Source organism: Saccharopolyspora tripterygii (assembly GCF_054778355.1).
In genome coordinates, this window is sequence record NZ_BAAGZP010000004.1 from 45,656 (window position 1) to 61,593 (window position 15,938).

Sequence of the window (15,938 nt, forward strand, 5' to 3'; positions counted from 1 at the left end):
ACCACCTCGTGCGAAGGAGTGCGCGTGTCCACGCAATCGGCCGCCGAGCGCCCTGCGGTGCTCATCCGCTCGGCGCAGGACGTCACCGAACTGGTCAACTCCGGTGCGGCGCGTGGCAGCCACGCGAAGATGATCGTCCTGCTGGCGCTGGGCGGGATCTTCCTCGACGCCTACGACCTGACCTCGCTGGCCTACGGCATCACCGACATCAAGCAGCAGTTCGGCCTGACGTCGGTGGGGGCGGGCGCGGTGACCGCCTCGATCAGCGTGGGTGCGATCTTCGGCGCCTGGTTCGGCGGTGTGCTGGTGGACCGGCTCGGCCGGTACCGGGTGTTCATGGCCGACATGCTGTTCTTCGTGATCTCCGCGCTGGGCTGCGCGCTGGCGCCGAACGCCGAGGTGCTGATCGTCTGCCGGTTCCTGATGGGAATCGGTGTGGGGATGGACATCCCGGTCGCGATGGCGTTCCTCGCGGAGTTCTCCCGGCTGCGCGGCAAGGGCAGCAAGGGCGCGCGCACCGCGTCCTGGTCGACGGCCTGGTACGTGGCCACCAGCGGCTGCTACGCGGTGATCATGGCGCTGTACTTCTTGCTGCCGGAGGCTCACCACGGACTGCTGTGGCGCTTCACGGTCGGTTTCGGCGCGGTTCCGGCGCTGGTGATCCTGCTGGTGCGCAACAAGTACATGAACGAGTCGCCGTCCTGGGCGGCCGACAGCGGTGACCTCGGGCGCGCGGCGGAGATCCTGACCCGCTCCTACGGCGTCAACGCCACCGTCGCCGCGGACGCGCACGTCCCGGAGAAGCCGAAGCGCAAGGGAATTCCCGAGGTCAAGCGGCTCTTCGAGCGCCGCTACCGGGCCCGTACCTTCCAGGCCCTGACGATCGGTCTCGCGCAGACCTTCGGCTACAACGCGGTCGCCTACGGGCTCCCGGTGATCATCGGGAGCCTGCTGGCGCAGGGCGCGCTGAACACGATCAGCGCGTCGCTGGTGCTCAACCTGGTCTTCGCGGTCACCGGTGGCGTGCTGGGGATGCGGCTGGCCAACCGTGCCGGGGCCTGGCGGTTGAGCTTCGTCGGCTTCGCCGTGCAGCTGGCCTCGCTGGTGGTGCTGGCGCTGATCGGCAAGCCGGACGGAACCGCCTACGCGCTGTTCGGCATCGCTGCTCTCGGCGCGTTCATGTTCGCCCAGGCGTCCGGCCCCGGCGCGCACTTCATGAGTTTCGCCTCGCTGAGCTACCCGACGTCGATGCGCGGCACCGGACTCGGCTTCAACCAGGGCACGATGCGCGTCGGCTCGACACTGGCCCTGTTCTTCTTCCCGGTCCTGAGCACGGCGCTGGCCAGCGGTGTCTTCTGGGTGATCGCGATCGCCCCGCTGGCGGGCATGGCGGCCCTGCTCGCCAAGCGCTGGGAACCGGTCGGCTACGACGCCGACGCCGCACAAGCGGAGCGAACCGCGATCTGACCCGACCGCGTCCCGGGGCACGGCATCCTGATCCTGGGGGTGGGGAAGTTTTCATGAAAACTTCCCCACCCCAACAACCGATGCCGGAGCGTGTTGCTCATCACCACATCGACCAGGCGCGGGCTCGGGTGCCGCAGGGCGACCGGTCGGGAGTGGGACCGAACTGAATCGACGCCGACCGGTGGTCGGGGGCGCGGCACCGGGTGTGAGACTGCGCTCCCGCCGGAAAACCAGTGGCGTCGAGCGCCTATTCTGGTCCGCGTGAACTGGACCGTCGACGTCCCCGTAGATGACCTGCCCGAGTTGCCTCCGCTGCCCTCGGAGATGCGCGCCCGTCTCGATGACGCACTGGCTCGTCCCGCGGCTCAGCAGCCGACGTGGCCGGACCAAGAGGTCGGCAGCGTTCGCAAGGTGCTGGAGAGCGTTCCCCCGGTGACCGTGCCCTCCGAGGTGGACCAGCTGCGCCACCACCTCGCGGCCGTCGCCCGAGGCGAAGCGTTTCTGCTGCAGGGAGGTGATTGCGGCGAAACGTTCGCGGACAACACCGAACCGCACATCCGCGGCAACATCCGGACCCTGCTGCAGATGGCCGTCGTGCTGACCTACGGCGCGAGCATGCCGGTGGTCAAGGTCGGAAGGATCGCCGGTCAGTACGCCAAGCCGCGCTCCAGCAACACCGATGCCCTCGGTCTGCCGTCCTACCGCGGCGACATGGTGAACTCGCTGGTCGCCACCGAGGAAGCCCGGCGGCACGACCCGTCGCGGCTGATCCGCGCCTACGCCAACGCCAGCGCCGCGATGAACCTCTCCCGCGCGCTGACCAGCGCCGGGATGGCCGCGCTGACCAAGGTGCACGACTGGAACAAGGACTTCGTGCTCAACTCCCCGGCCGGGGAGCGCTACGAGTCCGTTGCCGCCGAGATCGACCGCGGCTTGCGCTTCATGCACGCCTGCGGCGTCGACGACTCCAGCCTGCACTCGGTCGAGTTCTTCGCCAGCCACGAAGCCCTGGTGCTTGATTACGAGCGGGCCATGCTGAGGCTGGACACCAGCGGCGACCAGCCCCGGCTCTTCGACCTGTCCGGCCACTTCCTGTGGGTCGGCGACCGCACCCGTCAGCTCGACGGCGCGCACATCGCCTTCGCCGAGCTGATCTCCAACCCGATCGGCCTCAAGATCGGCCCGACGACCACGCCCGAGCAGGCCGTGGAGTACGTCGAGCGGCTGGACCCGAACAACGAACCGGGCCGGCTCACGCTGATCAGCCGGATGGGCAACGGCAAGGTGCGCGACGTGCTGCCCGCCATCGTCGAGAAGGTCACCGCCTCCGGGCACCAGGTGATCTGGCAGTGCGACCCCATGCACGGCAACACCCACGAGTCCAGCACCGGCTACAAGACCCGTCACTTCGACCGCATCGTCGACGAGGTGCAGGGCTTCTTCGAGGTGCACAACCGGCTCGGCACGCACCCGGGCGGCATCCACATCGAGCTGACCGGTGAGGACGTCACCGAGTGCTTGGGCGGGGCGCAGGAGATCTCGGACTCCGACCTGTCCGACCGCTACGAGACGGCCGTCGACCCGCGTCTGAACACTCAGCAGTCGCTGGAGCTCGCCTTCCTGGTCGCGGAGATGCTGCGCGGCTGACCACCGGGGGAGCGGACGACCCCGCTCACCTGACGTCCGAACAGGGCCCGGATACCGCTCCGGGCCCTGTTCGGCGTTTCAGCGGCGGATCAGGGCCTCTCCGCGGAGGTCCCGGGTGAAGTCCTTGATGGGCCCGCTGAGGCCCAGCGGGTCGAAGCGGACCAGGGAGATGCCGCCCAGCACGGCTGCGCCGATGCCGACCGCCACGAACGGCCAGTTGTACATCGCCTGCTCGCCGTCCGGGTAGTAGGCGAGGACCAGCGCGATCGACGCGCCCACCACGTAGGACAGGGCGCGCGGCGTCCAGGCGAACGCCGAGGCCAGCGCCAGACCCCAGGTCAGGTACCAGGGCAGCACGACCGGCGAGAGCAGCGCGCCGCAGCACAGCACGATCGCCGCGCGGCGGACCGCTTCGGTGCCACCGTCGCGGGCCTGCCACCAGTTCCAGGCCAGCAGCGCCAGCAGCAGCATCGAGCCGAGCGTGCGGGTGGTGCCCACGATCGGCCAGATGTTGAGCTCGCCGAACAGCGAGAGAACGGTGTGCACGGCCTGCCCCACGCCCGTGGGCGAGGACAGGTAGTTCACGATCATGCCCGGCGCGGACAGGGCGGACAGCCAGCCGAAGCCGACCTTCGCCAGCGCCGTGCAGCCGCCGAAGACCACCGCGAACACGCCCAGCGCGGGCACGACGGCGTGGGAGAACCGGCGCAGCCTCGGCCCCTCCAACCGGGCGGCCCACATCCACACCAGGAACGGCAGCGCCAGCCCGGCGGTCGCCTTCACGGCCATCGCGGCCGACACCAGCCCGATGCCCAGCACGTTGCGGCCGTTGAGCATCGCCAGCGTTCCCGTGGCGAGCAGGCCGATCATGAGCATGTCGTTGTGCGGGCCGCCGACCAGGTGCACGACGGTCATCGGGCTCGCCGCCACGAGCCAGAGCGCGATCGGGAGGCGTCCGCCCAGGTGCCCGACCAGTCCGGGCAGCGCGCAGATCAGCAGCACCAGACCGCCGAGCAGCACCAGCCGCATGACGATGACGCTGGCGATCACGTCGTGCCCGGCCAGCAGGATCACGCCCTTGGCCACGCCCATGAACAGCGGGCCGTAGGGCGCGGGAGTGGTCTGCCAGGTGGGGTGGACGTTCTCCGGGATGGGGCCGGTCAGCATCGCGGGACCGACGCCGTAGGGGTCGAGGCCGTGCAGCGCGAGCAGCCCCTGACCCAGGTAGCTGTAGACGTCGCGGCTGAACAGCGGCGGTGCCGCCAGGATCGGCGCGAGCCACGCGGCGGTCGCCCACAGCACCCCTCGCGTGGAGACCAGTTCCGCGATCACCCCGCGGCCGAGCCGCACCCACGCCCACACCAGCAGCGCGAAGCCGACGTAGACGACGGTGACCGCGAAGTCGCGGCCGTGTCCGTAGCGCAGCACCGACAGCGGGCCGTCACCGAGGATCGGATCGTGGATGAGGGTGCCGCCCGCACCGACCGAACCGGCCAGCAGCAGCACGGAGCCGATCGCGCCGAGAAGGATGGTGCGCAAGGGCAGCGGACGTCCGGGGTGACGTCCGCCGAGGCTGAACAGGTCGGCTGTTGTGCTGCTGGTCCGATCGGACGCGTTCGGGGCCGACTCCACAGAGACAATCGGGGCCATGTTGGGATCAATAGTTCCACAAGCCCGTGCCCGTCTGGCTCTGACCAGGCCAGATCGCGTTCCGCGAAATGACGGTGGATGATCTTCGAAAGCCGGGTCGCCCCTGGTAGATCCACGCCTCGGAAAAGCGTTACAATTCGGACACGAGATCAGGATCACGCGGCCGGGTGGAGATCTTCCACCGAAGAGGCGACCCCGATCACGGGTGACGAGCCGCCTAGAACGCCGTCACGTGGATGGCCGAACCGGGCTGGACGCGGCTGCCCGGGAGCGGGTACTGGCCCAGGATCACCATGTCCTCGCGCTGGAACAGGGCCTGCACGCTCAGCTGCAGCCCGAGCTGCGCCACCTGCACCTGGGCCTCGGTGACCTTCATGCCGTTGAGGCTGGGCACCGGCACCGCGTTGGAGACCACCACGCCGATGCGCGGCTTGCCGACGAGCTTGACCTCGGTGCCGATCGCCGGATCAGTGCTGATCACCTTCCCGGCGTCGACGTCGCCGTCGAACTGCTGACCTGCGTCGAAGGGCTCGAAACCGGCGTTGCTCAGCGTCGTGAAGGCGTCCTCGCGGCTCATCCCGCGCACGTCCGGAACCTGCACCGGCGGCGGGCCCTTGCTGATGACCAGCGAGACCTCGGAGTTGAGGTTCACCCGGGTGCCGGGCGCCGGATCGGCGCTGATCACGTGCCCTTCCGGCACGGTCCGGTGGTACTGCGCCGTGGAGGAGTCCTGCTTGGGCTGGAGCTTCGCGTTGCGGATCAGGTTCTCGGCCTCGGCGACCGTGATGCCCGCGTCGATCTGCGGGACCGCGGGCTTGCCGAGCGAGACCACGACGTCCACCGAACTGCCGCTGCGAGCCTGGGACCCCTCCGCGGGGTTCGAGCTCAGAACGATGCCTTCCGGCACGTCGTTGTCGTTCTCCCTGGTCACGTTCGCGGTCAGCTCGGCGCCCTGCAGCGACTGGACGGCCTGCTGCTCGGACACCCCGACGATCCGGGGGACCGAGACGTAGCTGCCGAAGCCGAGCCAGAACGCCGCTCCACCCACCAGCGCGACCAGGACCAGCACGATCGCGGCCCACATCGCGCCGTTGCGGCGGCCCTTGCGCCGCTGCGGCTCCATGCCCGCTCCGGGCGGCGGAGCGTCGTACTCGTCGGTGGCAGGGCGGGCCAGCGCGCGCGTGTGGTGGCGCGGCGGCTGTTCGAAGTTCTGGGGAACCGGCTCGACCCGGGTCGGCTGGGCGCGCACGGTCGGGAACTGCTCGGTCGGCGGGTCCGCCACCGGCGGCATCAGCGCCGTCCGGGCCTCCGAGGCCGGCACGGGGACGGCGACCGGCGCGATGCCCAGGCCGCTGCGCACCTGCTCCAGCTCGGCCGAGAAGGCCTCGGCGTCCGCGGGCCGCTGCTCAGGATCGCGCCGGGTGGCGCGCAGCACCAGCGCGTCGAGCTCGGCCGGCACCTCCGGCGAGGTCTGCGCGGCGGACGGCACGTCGTCGTTCACGTGCTGGTAGGCCACGGACATGGCGGTGTCGCCGACGAACGGCGGCCGTCCGGTCAGCAGCTCGTAGAGCACGATCCCGGCGGCGTAGACGTCGGTGCGCGCGTCGGCGGCACCCGTGGTGACCTGCTCGGGGGACAGGTAAGCGACGGTGCCCAGGATCACGCTTCCGCTGGTCGTGCCCGCTTCGGCGGCGGCGCGCACCAGCCCGAAGTCGGCGACCTTGACCGAACCGTCGTTGCCGATGAGCACGTTCTCCGGCTTGACGTCGCGGTGGACCATGCCGGCGCGGTGCGCGGAGGCCAGCGCCGAGAGCACCGGCTGCATCACGCTGATGGCCATGGCCAGCGGCAGCTTCCCGCCGCGATCCATGATCAGGTCGCGCAGCGTGCAGCCCTCGACGAGCTCCATGACCAGGAACACGTGGTCGCCGTCGGCTTCGCGGTCCACGCCCTGGTCGTAGACCGCCACGACGTCGTTGTGGTGCAGCTTCGCCGCGGATCGGGCTTCGCGCTCGAACCGGTCGACGAAGGAGCGGTCGCCCGAGTAGCGGGCGTCCATCACCTTCAGCGCCACCGGGCGCTCCAGCCGGGTGTCCAGACCTCGGTACACGGTGGACATGCCGCCGCGGGCGATCACCGAGTCCACGCGGTAGCGACGTTCGAGAAAGGCTCCGACGAGGCTGCTGCCTTGTCCTTGCCGTGTCTCAGGTGTCATCGCTCGCCATTCCCCGGGTTCCTTGCCACTACCGATTGTGGCAGGTACGCGCACGATACCGGCGTTCGGTGGTGCTATGGCGTTGATCAACAAGATTACCCGCGCGGTAGGCGGCACGCGGGAGCGCGATGTGGCAAGGTGTGCGACGTGGTTGCAATCCCCGCTGCCCCGGACGTGCTGGCTCCCGACGTGGAGGTTGTACCGCTGACCGCCGTGGCTCAGAAGCTCGGCCGGTCCGTCACCCGGGTGCATCAGCTCATTCGTGATGGTCATCTGCTCGCCCTGCGCCGGAACAAGGAGCTGGGGGTGCCGAGCGCCTTCTTCTTGAACGACGAGATCGTGAAGGGGCTGGGCGGCACGATCACCGTGCTCCGCGACAACGGCTACCACGAGGACGAGATCCTGCGCTGGCTGTTCGCCGAGGACGACACGCTCCCCGGCACTCCGATCGACGCGCTCCGCGGCGACCGCGGCCGCGAGGTCAAGAGGCGCGCGCAGGCCATGGGCTTCTGACCGGCCCCCTGGTGGTGCGCGTCGAGGCGCACCACCGGGAGGGAACGCTCAGCCGGGCTGGTCGTTGTCCTTCATCGAGCCCCAGCCGTGCCACTTGTCGATCTCGATCCAGGCGCTTACCCGCGGGTTGTCCCGGTTCGGGTACTGCTGGCCGAGGTAGTGGTTGGCGAGGCGGTCGATGTCGACGAGGCCTTCGTCGTCCTTGAACTCGGTCACCCTGCCGACGACGGTCACGTGGGTGTACCAGTCGCCGGAGTCCAGCACGCTCAGCGTCACCCTGGGGTCGCGCTGGATGTGCTTGAGGCGAACGCGCTGGGCGTCCATGTTGATCAGGACCCGGCCGTCGTCCCACAGGTACCAGGTGGGCGTCGACACCGGTGTGCCGTCGGAACGCAGCGTCGTGATCACGGACGGGTTGGCGCGGCGCAGCAGCTCGACGGCGTCGGGCGGCAGCGGCGGCTTGGACATGGGGTCTCCTCGATAGCTCGGGTGTCGTTGCGGCGGAGCCGTGAAGATCACCGACCCCGCGATGAGCATCATCGCCACGCAGGCAGCGCGCCGCCATCCGGGGAGCGGACCGATCGGTGTTCAGCTCCGGCCGGCCCCGCCGAGAACCCGCTGCGCGGCGAGCTTTCCCGAGATGAGGACCGGCGGAACCCCGACGCCGGGCGTGGTCCCCGAGCCCGCCAGCACGACGTTGTCCAGGCCGCGCACCAGGTTCTTCGGCCGGAACGGTCCGGTCTGCGAGAAGGTGTGCGCGGCGGAGAACGGGGTGCCCGCGGCATGTCCCTCGGCCGCCCAGTCCGCCGGGGTGACCAGTTCCGAGGTCTCGATCGCGGCGTCCAGACCGGTGAACCCGCGCCGCTCCAGGACTCCCACCAGCTCGTCGCGGTAGCGGGGGCCGATGCGGGACCAGTCGATCGGCCCGGCCTGCAGGTTCGGGCACGGCGCGAGGACGTAGTGCAGGTCGCGGCCGTCGGGAGCCAACGTCGGATCGCTCGCGGTCGGTCGGGTGACCAGCAGCGACGGGTCGGTCATCGGCGTGCCGTCGCGGATGATCTCGGCGAAGGTGTCCTGCCACGCCTCGCCGAACGAGATCGTGTGGTGCGCCGAGGACCAGTTCCTGGCCGTGCCCGCGTGCAGCACCACCGCCGAGGGCGACCAGCGCAGACGACGTCGAGGCCGCCTGCCCAGCAGCCGGTGGACCACGGGCAGGTCGGGGGTGAGCACCACGGCGTCAGCGGCGATCCGCTCGTCGGCGGTGCGCACGGCGGTGATGCGGTCACCGCTGCGCTCCAGGCCGGTCACCTCCGTCCCGTACCGGAACCGGACGCCGGCACCCTCGGCGGCCGCGGCCATGGCGGCGGGCACCGCGTGCATGCCCCCGCGTGGGAACCAGACGCCGTTGATCGTGTCCATGTAGGAGATCACCGCGTAGAGCGCGAGCGCGCGCCGCGGATCCAGCCCCGCGTAGAGGGCTTGGAAGGAGAAGACCCGCCGCACCCGCTCATCGCGCAGGAACCGGCCGATCGCCGGGCCGAGCTTGCCGAACCCGCCGAGCGCCACCAGCCGGACCAGCTCCGGGGAGATCAGGTCGAGCGGTGAGTCGAAGTTGGCGTCGATGAACCGGTCCCGCTCCGCACGGTAGATCTCGGTCAGCCAACGCCGGAGCCGCCGGTAGCCGTCGGCTTCCCGCGGGCCGGCCAGCCTCCGCACCTCGTGCTCCATCGCCTCGGGGTCGGTGTGCACGCCCAGCGTCGAACCGTCGGCGAACCGCGCCTCGTAGGCGGGGTGCAGCGGGATCAGGTCCAGCCGTTCGCGAACCGACGAGCCGACGGCCGACAGCGCCTCGTCGAGCAGGTCGGGCATGGTCAGCACCGTGGGGCCGGTGTCGATCCGGTACCCGTCGAGGGTGCGCAGACCTGCCCGGCCGCCGGGGACGTCGGCGCGTTCGACGACGGTGACCTGCCGTCCCGCGCCGGCCAGGTGCAGCGCGGCGGCGAGCCCCGCCAGCCCGGCGCGGACGATCACCACGTGGTCGGTGCGACCGGTGACCGAGCGCACGGCGTCAGTGGTTGCGGTCGGTGACGGCGATGGCCAGTTCGGCCAGCCGCGACGCGGCGGGCTCGTGGAGCCCGGCGGTGTGCAGCGCGAGCATCGCCGACCCGGTGAGCTCGGTGATCCGCTTCTCCACGGCCGCCACCGCACCCAGCTCGGTGAGCACCTCGCGCGCTGCTCCCACCCGCTCCTCGGTGAGCTGCGGGTCGCCCAGCACCTCGTGCAGCAGGTCGAGAGCGGCCTGGTCGCCCCGTTCCCGGGCGGTCGCGACGGCCTCGGCCATCAGCACCGTGCGCTTGCCCTCGCGCAGGTCGTCACCGGCGGGCTTGCCGGTGACCGCCGGGTCGCCGAACACGCCCAGCAGGTCGTCGCGGAGCTGGAACGCCACGCCGATGTCGTTGCCGAACCGGCGCAGCGCGGCCAGGGCCTCCGGCGTCGCCCCGGCGATCTCCGCGCCGAGTTCGAGAGGTCGCTGCACGGTGTAGGAAGCGGCCTTGAGCCGGCAGATCTTCAGCGCCGCTTCCGGCGACTCGTCGACGTTGACCTGCCCGAGCACGTCCAGGAACTGGCCGGAGAGCACCTCGGTGCGCATCGCGCGCCACGGCCGCAGCGCCCGTCGCATCGCCTCGGCCGGAATACCGGCGCTGTGCAGCAGGTCGTCGGCCCAGGCCAGCGCCAGGTCACCGAGCAGCACGGCCGAGGCCATGCCGAACTGGGTGTCGTCGCCGGTGAACTCGGAGTCCCGGTGCTGCTGCTCGAACCGGCGGTGGATGGTGGGCTTGCCGCGCCGCGTGTCGGACTCGTCGATGAGGTCGTCGTGCACCAGCGCGCAGGTCTGGATCAGTTCGAGAGCGCTGGCCGCTTGCAGCATCGCGTCGGCTTCCGGTCCGCTCGCCGTGCCTCCGCAGGCCCGCCAGCCCCACCAGGCGAAGGTCGGGCGGATGCGCTTGCCGCCACCGAGCACGAAGTCGTTGAGCTCGGCCACCGCAGCGCCGACCGCGGGGTCGAGATCGGCCGCCTCGTCACGCCGGGACTGCAGGCAGCTCCTCAGCACCCGCTGGACGTGACCGGGCAGATCAGCTTCGATATCGGCGTTGCCGCCGACGGCCCGCTTGGTGGCCGAGTACGTGGGAGGCACACCTCCATCCTGCGCGATGCCTCCGCGTCGCTTGCTGCGGGGCCACGGCATCGCTCCGCGTGCGCGGAGCGCTCCGGAGGGTGACCGGCCTCGATCAGAGCTTGGCGCCGGGCCTCGTCCGCAGGTGGTTGCGCAGCGCGAGCGCGCCGATGATGCCCGCGGTGACTACGGCGACGCCGCACACCAGCAGCGCCCAGCCGACCCAGTCCATCCCGGTGCCGGTGGTGAACTGGAAGGTCGCCGAGGGCTGGGTGACCTCGCCCGGTTCCAGCAGCCAGGTGACCGTGCCCGCGCTCTCCTCGCCGTTGGTGGTGGTGATCTGCCCGGGAGCGCTGAGCTTGACCTCGATGCCGGAGTCGGTGTCGGCCAGCGGGGTCAGGTCGGCCTCGCCCTCGAAGATCACCAGCGAGCCGGAGCGGTGCATCTTCAGCGAGAACCGCGAATCGGACGGGCTCATCGCGGTCGCGAGTTGTTCGACCTCCTCGTAGGAGAGGTCGTTGAACGACAGGTTCGCCCCGACCCTGGTGCCCTCCTTGTAGGGCGTGACGTGCACCCGGTCGGCGAGATCGGGAGGAGGCCGCAGGTCGAACGGCACCTTGCCGTCCGGGGTTTCGGTGGCCACCAGCACCTCGCCGGAGACCTTGTCCTCGCCGGAAATGGTCATCGCTGCTCTGACGTGCAAGCACCCGCTGAGCATCGTGCCGAGCAGGATGATCAGCAGGGCCAGCAGCGTTCGGCGCGGTCTGTTCCCCTCCACGCGGGGGATGTTGCCACCGAAACGAGAAGTTCGCCGATCGTGTGATCATCGCCGGTGTCCGCTTTTCGTCGTATCGCGTCGCTTCCAGGTGCGCGCGCTAGCGTGGCGGCATGGGAGTTGACCACAACGGCGTACACGCGATCAGCGACCGGTTCGTCGACGAACTGGCGGCGCTCGATCCGATCGCGAGCACCTACCTGGGCATCCCCGGTGGGGAAGAGGAACTGACCGACTACTCGCCCGACGGCCACCGGGCGCGCGCCGAGCTGGCGGCCCGGAGCCTCGCCGCCGTGCGGGAGGCCGAGCCTGCCGACGATTCCGAGCGGATCGCGAAGGCGGTGTTCACCGAGCGCGTCGGGCTCGACCTCGAACTGCACGAGATCGGCGCGGACATGTCCTCGCTGAACGTGATCGCCAGCCCGGCGCAGGACCTGCGCCAGGTCTTCGACCTGATGCCCGGTGACGGCGACGCCGACTGGCGGACCATCGGCCGCAGGCTCTCGGCGATGCCGGAAGCCGTGCTGGGGTTGCGCGCCGGGCTGACCGAAGCCGCTGCGGCGGGCAACGTCTCGGCGGCGCGGCAGGTCCGCAAGGTCGCGCAGCAGTGCGACACCTGGTCCGGGCGCGACGGCGGCGAATCGTTCTTCGCCGCGATGGTCGGCCGGGCGGAGGGCATCGAGGACTCGCTGCGCCGCGAGCTGGAGACCGCCGCGGAATCGGCCGCGGAGGCCTACGCCGGTCTGGCCGACTTCCTGCGAGGTGACCTGCTGCCCCGGGCTCCGGAGAAGGACGCGGTGGGCGAGGAGCGGTACCGGCTCTGGTCCCGGTACTTCACCGGCGCGAAGCTCGACCTGCGCGAGGCCTACGAGTGGGGCTGGCAGGAGTTCTCCGGCATCGAAGCGGAGATGAAGGAGGTCGCGAAACGGATCAAGCCGGGCGCGACGCTCGCGGAGGCCGCAGCGGTCCTCGACGCCGACGAGCGCTACCAGGTGCGCGGCCAGCGCGAGTTCGAGCGGTGGATGCAGGGGCTCTCCGACCAGGCCCTCGCGGACCTGCGCGGAACGCACTTCGAGATCCCGGACGCCTTGATGCGGCTGGAGTGCAAGATCGCTCCGCCCGGTGGTGGCGTCGGCGCCTACTACACCGGTCCGACCGACGACTTCTCGCGGCCGGGCCGGATGTGGTGGTCGGTGCCCGCCGACCGGCAGGACTTCCCGACCTGGCGCGAAGTGTCCACTGTGTACCACGAGGGTGTGCCGGGGCATCACCTGCAGGTCGCGACCTCGGTGCACGAGGCCGAGCGGCTCAACAAGTTCCAGCGGCTGGCCTGCTTCGTCTCCGGGCACGGCGAGGGCTGGGCGCTCTACGCGGAGCGGTTGATGCGCGAGCTCGGGTACCTCTCCGACGACGGGAACCTGCTCGGCATGCTCAACGACCAGCTCTTCCGCGCCGCGCGCGTGGTCGTCGACATCGGCATGCACCTGGAGCTGGAGATCCCGGGCGGGACCGGGTTCCACGAGGGCGAGGTGTGGACGCCCGACCTGGGGCTGGAGTTCATGCTCAGCCGCACGATCACCGACCCGGCGCAGGTTCGCGACGAGATCGACCGCTACCTGGGCTGGCCGGGTCAGGCCCCGTCCTACAAGCTCGGCGAACGCCTGTGGCGCGCGGCGCGCGACGACGCCCGCCGGCGCCACGGCGCGGGCTTCGACGTCAAGGCATTCCACACCGACGCCCTCAAGCTGGGCTCGATGGGCCTGGACACCCTCCGCGAACAGCTCGCCGAGCTCTGAGCCGCCGGACCCCGCTACGAGAGCCGCGGCCTTCGCGAAGGCCGCGGCTCTCGCCGTCTCAGGGCTTCAGGGGCAGCGGGCGGCCGAGGACCGCGAAGGGGCGCGGGTCGCCGGTGAAGCTGTAGTTGCGCAGCACGTCCTCGAAACCGACGCGCTGGTACAGCTTCCACGCGCGGGTCGGGCCCTCCGGGGTCGACAGCAGCACCCGGGTGCCGGGCGCGCCGGAGAGCAGCTTGCGCAGGATCTCCTCGCCGAGACCCGCGCCCTGGGCGCTCGGGTGCACGTGCAGCTCGGTGAGCTCGAAGTAGTCCTCCAGCCAGGCGTCGGCGTCGCCGCCGGTGTCCTCCAGGCCCCGGCGGACCTGCTCGTGCCACCACTGGCCGGGCGCGCCGAGGTAGCCGTAGCCGATGCCGGTGAGCTCGTCGTCCTCGTTGAACGCGCCGATGCAGCGCCAGCCCGCCCGCAGCATGTGCGCCGACCACATCGGTGCGCGCTGCTGGGCGGTCACGGGCGGGTAGCCCATGGCGGTCACGTAGATCCGGAGAGCTTCGGGGAGTCTCGCCCGCAACTGCTCTGCGGTCAGTTCGAACACCCGGTCGCAGCTGGGGGATGGCGCAGCGGTCACGGGCCGAACACTAACGCCTCTCGTGCTCGGGGTCTTTCCTGCGCCCGGGCCACGTTGATCCGCGCGGGTTCGGACGGCCGCCGTTCATGATCATCTTCGCTGGTCGTGACTCGAACAGGTGAGCTACAGCGCATCACTTGAGTCGATCTCCGGTCGGCGCTAATCTGGACTGGTTCGAACGCGAGTTCGACGAACTCTCGTTCGAACCTCGGTCCGGCGGTGGGGTGGGGGAAGCACCCCGCCGCCGGACCCCACCGCTGAAGGGAGAGCCGATGTCTTATCCCACCGACCTGTCGATCCCGTCGCCGCGATACTCCGTCGAGAACGCGGGACCCACGCCTGAGGCGGACACACCCGCCGGTGCGCTTTCGCTCCTGCTGCACGCGCGCACCTGCTTGCACGAGGCCGAGACCGCGGACCGTCCCGGTGAGCGGTTCATCGCGGCGCACCTGGCGGCGCTGCGGGCTGCCGCGGCCGTCGTCGTGGCGCGGTCCGCGCACCGCGAGGACAAGCGCCCGGCGAGCGTGTGGCAGCTGCTGACCGCTGCCGCGCCAGAACTGCGCGAGTGGGCGGCCTACTTCGCCGCGCGCTCCAACCGCCGTGCCGCGGCCGAGGCCGGAGTCCCGACCACGACCGACGCGCACGCCGACGAACTGCTGGACAACAGCCGGGAATTCCTCGGCATCGTGGGGCGGAGCCTGCTGGGGGCGACGCGTGAACGGAACTGACGTGGGCATCGACTACGGGCGCATGCTCGATCAGCTGGGGATCGAAGCCCAGCTGATGACTGCCGCGACGCACGACGTGCACGTGGACGCGCCGGTGTACAGCGCGTCCGGCCGCACCGTCGGCCAGACGATCCGGCACCTCGGTGATCTGTGCGAGGACGTGCTGTCCTGGCTCGGATCGCCTGAGGCGCAACGACGCTGGGACCTGCCTCCCGAGGCGGACCTGCGAGAGCTGACCAACCGGTTCGCCGTGCGGATGGCGGACCTGCTCGCCGAGTTCGTCTCCCGCCCGCCGGACGATCCCGCTCCGACGTGGTGGCCGGAGCAGCACACCGTGGCCTTCTGGGCGCGGCGCATGCTGCACGCCGCCACGGTGCACCGCGCCGACGTGCAGACGGCGGCCGGTATCCAGCACACGCCGATCGATCCGGAGGTGGCCACCGACGGCATCGACGAGGTGCTGCGGGTCTGGTTCGGCTATCGCCTGCACTCGCTGCAGATCACCGCGACCAGGCCCTGCTCGGTGGGCGTGCACGTGCCCGGCCGCAACTGGTTGGTCACCGCCGACCCGTCCGGTGCGGCGGTGACCAGCTCGCAGGACGTGGCCACCACCACGCCGGACGCGGTGGTCGGCGGTGATCCCAGCTCCGTCTACCTGTGGATGTGGGGGAGGTTGCCCAACCGGGCGGTGGAGACCAGCGGTGATCCGGACGCCATCGCCCAGCTCTGGGGCTTGCTGCAGCTGGCGGTCCGGTGACCGCGAGGCCGACGTGGCCGGTGCGCCGGAATTCGGTTGCTCGAAGCCCGCGGATGGCACACCGTGGGCGGATGCTGATCCGCCGCGAAACCCCTGCCGATCACGCCGCCATCCGCCGGGTGCACGCGGCGGCCTTCGCCGATCCCGATGCCCCGCACCGGGTTCCGGTGGAGGTCGGGCTGGTCGACGCGCTGCGCGAGGACGAGTCGTGGCTGCCCGCCTTGTCGCTGGTCGTTGAACGCGATGGTGAGGTCGGCGGGCACGTGGTGTGCAGCCGGGCGCACGTCGGTGCGGTTCCGGTGCTGGCGCTCGGGCCGATCGGCGTGCCACCGGATTCGCAGCGCGCGGGCGTCGGTTCGGCGCTGATGCACGCGGTGCTCGGCGCCGCCGACGCGCTCGGCGAGCCGCTGGTGGCGCTGCTCGGGCACCGCGAGTACTACCCGCGGTTCGGCTTCGAACCCGCCGGGAAGTTCGGCATCACCCCTCCGGTCCCGGAGTGGGCCGAGCACTTCCAAGTCCGCCCGCTGGCTGGGTACGACCCGGCCGTGCGAGGCGAATTCGCCTACGCGGCACCGTTCATGGATCTGTAG

At 70.7% G+C, this 15,938-nt stretch carries 14 protein-coding genes; 7 read left to right on the plus strand and 7 right to left on the minus strand.

Annotated elements, in window-relative coordinates:
- The first annotated feature begins 24 nt into the window (after window positions 1-24).
- Together ACYVF3_RS02930 and ACYVF3_RS02935 are read left to right on the plus strand one after the other, a co-directional pair.
- Window positions 25-1,467, plus strand: a complete 1,443-nt coding sequence (locus ACYVF3_RS02930) for an MFS transporter (RefSeq protein WP_461152688.1) — start codon at window positions 25-27, stop codon at window positions 1,465-1,467.
- A 261-nt stretch (window positions 1,468-1,728) separates the two neighbouring features.
- Window positions 1,729-3,114, plus strand: coding sequence for a class II 3-deoxy-7-phosphoheptulonate synthase (locus ACYVF3_RS02935; protein WP_461152689.1), 1,386 nt, complete (start codon window positions 1,729-1,731; stop codon window positions 3,112-3,114).
- A 78-nt stretch (window positions 3,115-3,192) separates the two neighbouring features.
- Here the strand turns inward: ACYVF3_RS02935 and mptB are convergent, their stop codons facing one another.
- Both mptB and pknB read right to left on the minus strand, forming a co-directional pair.
- The gene (mptB, locus tag ACYVF3_RS02940) at window positions 3,193-4,764 is read right to left on the minus strand and encodes a polyprenol phosphomannose-dependent alpha 1,6 mannosyltransferase MptB (protein ID WP_461152690.1); all 1,572 of its coding nucleotides are present in this window, start codon (window positions 4,762-4,764) and stop codon (window positions 3,193-3,195) included.
- Window positions 4,765-4,981: 217 nt separating this feature from the next.
- On the minus strand, window positions 4,982-6,979 hold the full coding sequence (gene pknB, locus ACYVF3_RS02945) for a Stk1 family PASTA domain-containing Ser/Thr kinase (protein WP_461152691.1): 1,998 nt from the start codon (window positions 6,977-6,979) through the stop codon (window positions 4,982-4,984).
- A gap of 147 nt (window positions 6,980-7,126) precedes the next feature.
- Between pknB and ACYVF3_RS02950 the strand changes: the two genes are divergently transcribed.
- Entirely contained in the window at window positions 7,127-7,492 is a 366-nt protein-coding gene (locus tag ACYVF3_RS02950; protein WP_461152692.1) for an Rv2175c family DNA-binding protein, read from the plus strand.
- 48 nt (window positions 7,493-7,540) lie between these two features.
- On the opposite strand, the gene ACYVF3_RS02955 is transcribed toward ACYVF3_RS02950, so the two are convergent.
- From ACYVF3_RS02955 to ACYVF3_RS02970, 4 genes are all read right to left on the minus strand, one after another.
- Window positions 7,541-7,960 carry a PPOX class F420-dependent oxidoreductase gene (locus tag ACYVF3_RS02955; protein ID WP_461152693.1) on the minus strand — a complete coding sequence of 140 codons (420 nt, stop codon included), beginning with the start codon at window positions 7,958-7,960 and terminating at the stop codon, window positions 7,541-7,543.
- Window positions 7,961-8,080: 120 nt separating this feature from the next.
- Window positions 8,081-9,556 (minus strand): phytoene desaturase family protein, encoded by a 1,476-nt coding sequence (crtI, locus tag ACYVF3_RS02960; protein WP_461152694.1) that lies wholly within the window; start codon window positions 9,554-9,556, stop codon window positions 8,081-8,083.
- A gap of 4 nt (window positions 9,557-9,560) precedes the next feature.
- The gene (locus tag ACYVF3_RS02965; protein ID WP_461152695.1) at window positions 9,561-10,688 is read right to left on the minus strand and encodes a polyprenyl synthetase family protein; all 1,128 of its coding nucleotides are present in this window, start codon (window positions 10,686-10,688) and stop codon (window positions 9,561-9,563) included.
- Window positions 10,689-10,782: 94 nt separating this feature from the next.
- Complete coding sequence (locus ACYVF3_RS02970; RefSeq protein ID WP_461152696.1) at window positions 10,783-11,445, minus strand: DUF3153 domain-containing protein; 663 nt, start codon at window positions 11,443-11,445, stop codon at window positions 10,783-10,785.
- A 110-nt stretch (window positions 11,446-11,555) separates the two neighbouring features.
- Here ACYVF3_RS02970 and ACYVF3_RS02975 point away from each other — a divergent pair, with 110 nt between their 5' ends.
- Window positions 11,556-13,238: a DUF885 domain-containing protein gene (locus ACYVF3_RS02975; RefSeq protein WP_461152697.1), complete on the plus strand. Its 1,683-nt coding sequence runs from the start codon at window positions 11,556-11,558 to the stop codon at window positions 13,236-13,238.
- Window positions 13,239-13,296: 58 nt separating this feature from the next.
- On the opposite strand, the gene ACYVF3_RS02980 is transcribed toward ACYVF3_RS02975, so the two are convergent.
- Entirely contained in the window at window positions 13,297-13,863 is a 567-nt protein-coding gene (locus ACYVF3_RS02980; protein ID WP_461152698.1) for a GNAT family N-acetyltransferase, read from the minus strand.
- Window positions 13,864-14,135: 272 nt separating this feature from the next.
- Between ACYVF3_RS02980 and ACYVF3_RS02985 the strand changes: the two genes are divergently transcribed.
- From ACYVF3_RS02985 to ACYVF3_RS02995, 3 genes are all read left to right on the plus strand, one after another.
- On the plus strand, window positions 14,136-14,591 hold the full coding sequence (locus tag ACYVF3_RS02985; RefSeq protein ID WP_461152699.1) for an SAV_6107 family HEPN domain-containing protein: 456 nt from the start codon (window positions 14,136-14,138) through the stop codon (window positions 14,589-14,591).
- Complete coding sequence (locus ACYVF3_RS02990; protein WP_461152700.1) at window positions 14,578-15,348, plus strand: maleylpyruvate isomerase N-terminal domain-containing protein; 771 nt, start codon at window positions 14,578-14,580, stop codon at window positions 15,346-15,348. The genes ACYVF3_RS02985 and ACYVF3_RS02990 overlap by 14 nt, the downstream gene beginning before the upstream one ends.
- A gap of 71 nt (window positions 15,349-15,419) precedes the next feature.
- Window positions 15,420-15,938, plus strand: coding sequence for a GNAT family N-acetyltransferase (locus ACYVF3_RS02995; protein ID WP_461152701.1), 519 nt, complete (start codon window positions 15,420-15,422; stop codon window positions 15,936-15,938).

Coding starts and splice junctions, on each gene's coding strand:
- mptB (WP_461152690.1), bottom strand. CDS start 4,764: ATGGCCCCGATTGTCTCTGTGGAGTCGGCCCCGAACGCGTCCGATCGG.
- ACYVF3_RS02985 (WP_461152699.1), top strand. CDS start 14,136: ATGTCTTATCCCACCGACCTGTCGATCCCGTCGCCGCGATACTCCGTC.
- ACYVF3_RS02955 (WP_461152693.1), bottom strand. CDS start 7,960: ATGTCCAAGCCGCCGCTGCCGCCCGACGCCGTCGAGCTGCTGCGCCGC.
- ACYVF3_RS02975 (WP_461152697.1), top strand. CDS start 11,556: ATGGGAGTTGACCACAACGGCGTACACGCGATCAGCGACCGGTTCGTC.
- ACYVF3_RS02995 (WP_461152701.1), top strand. CDS start 15,420: ATGCTGATCCGCCGCGAAACCCCTGCCGATCACGCCGCCATCCGCCGG.
- pknB (WP_461152691.1), bottom strand. CDS start 6,979: ATGACACCTGAGACACGGCAAGGACAAGGCAGCAGCCTCGTCGGAGCC.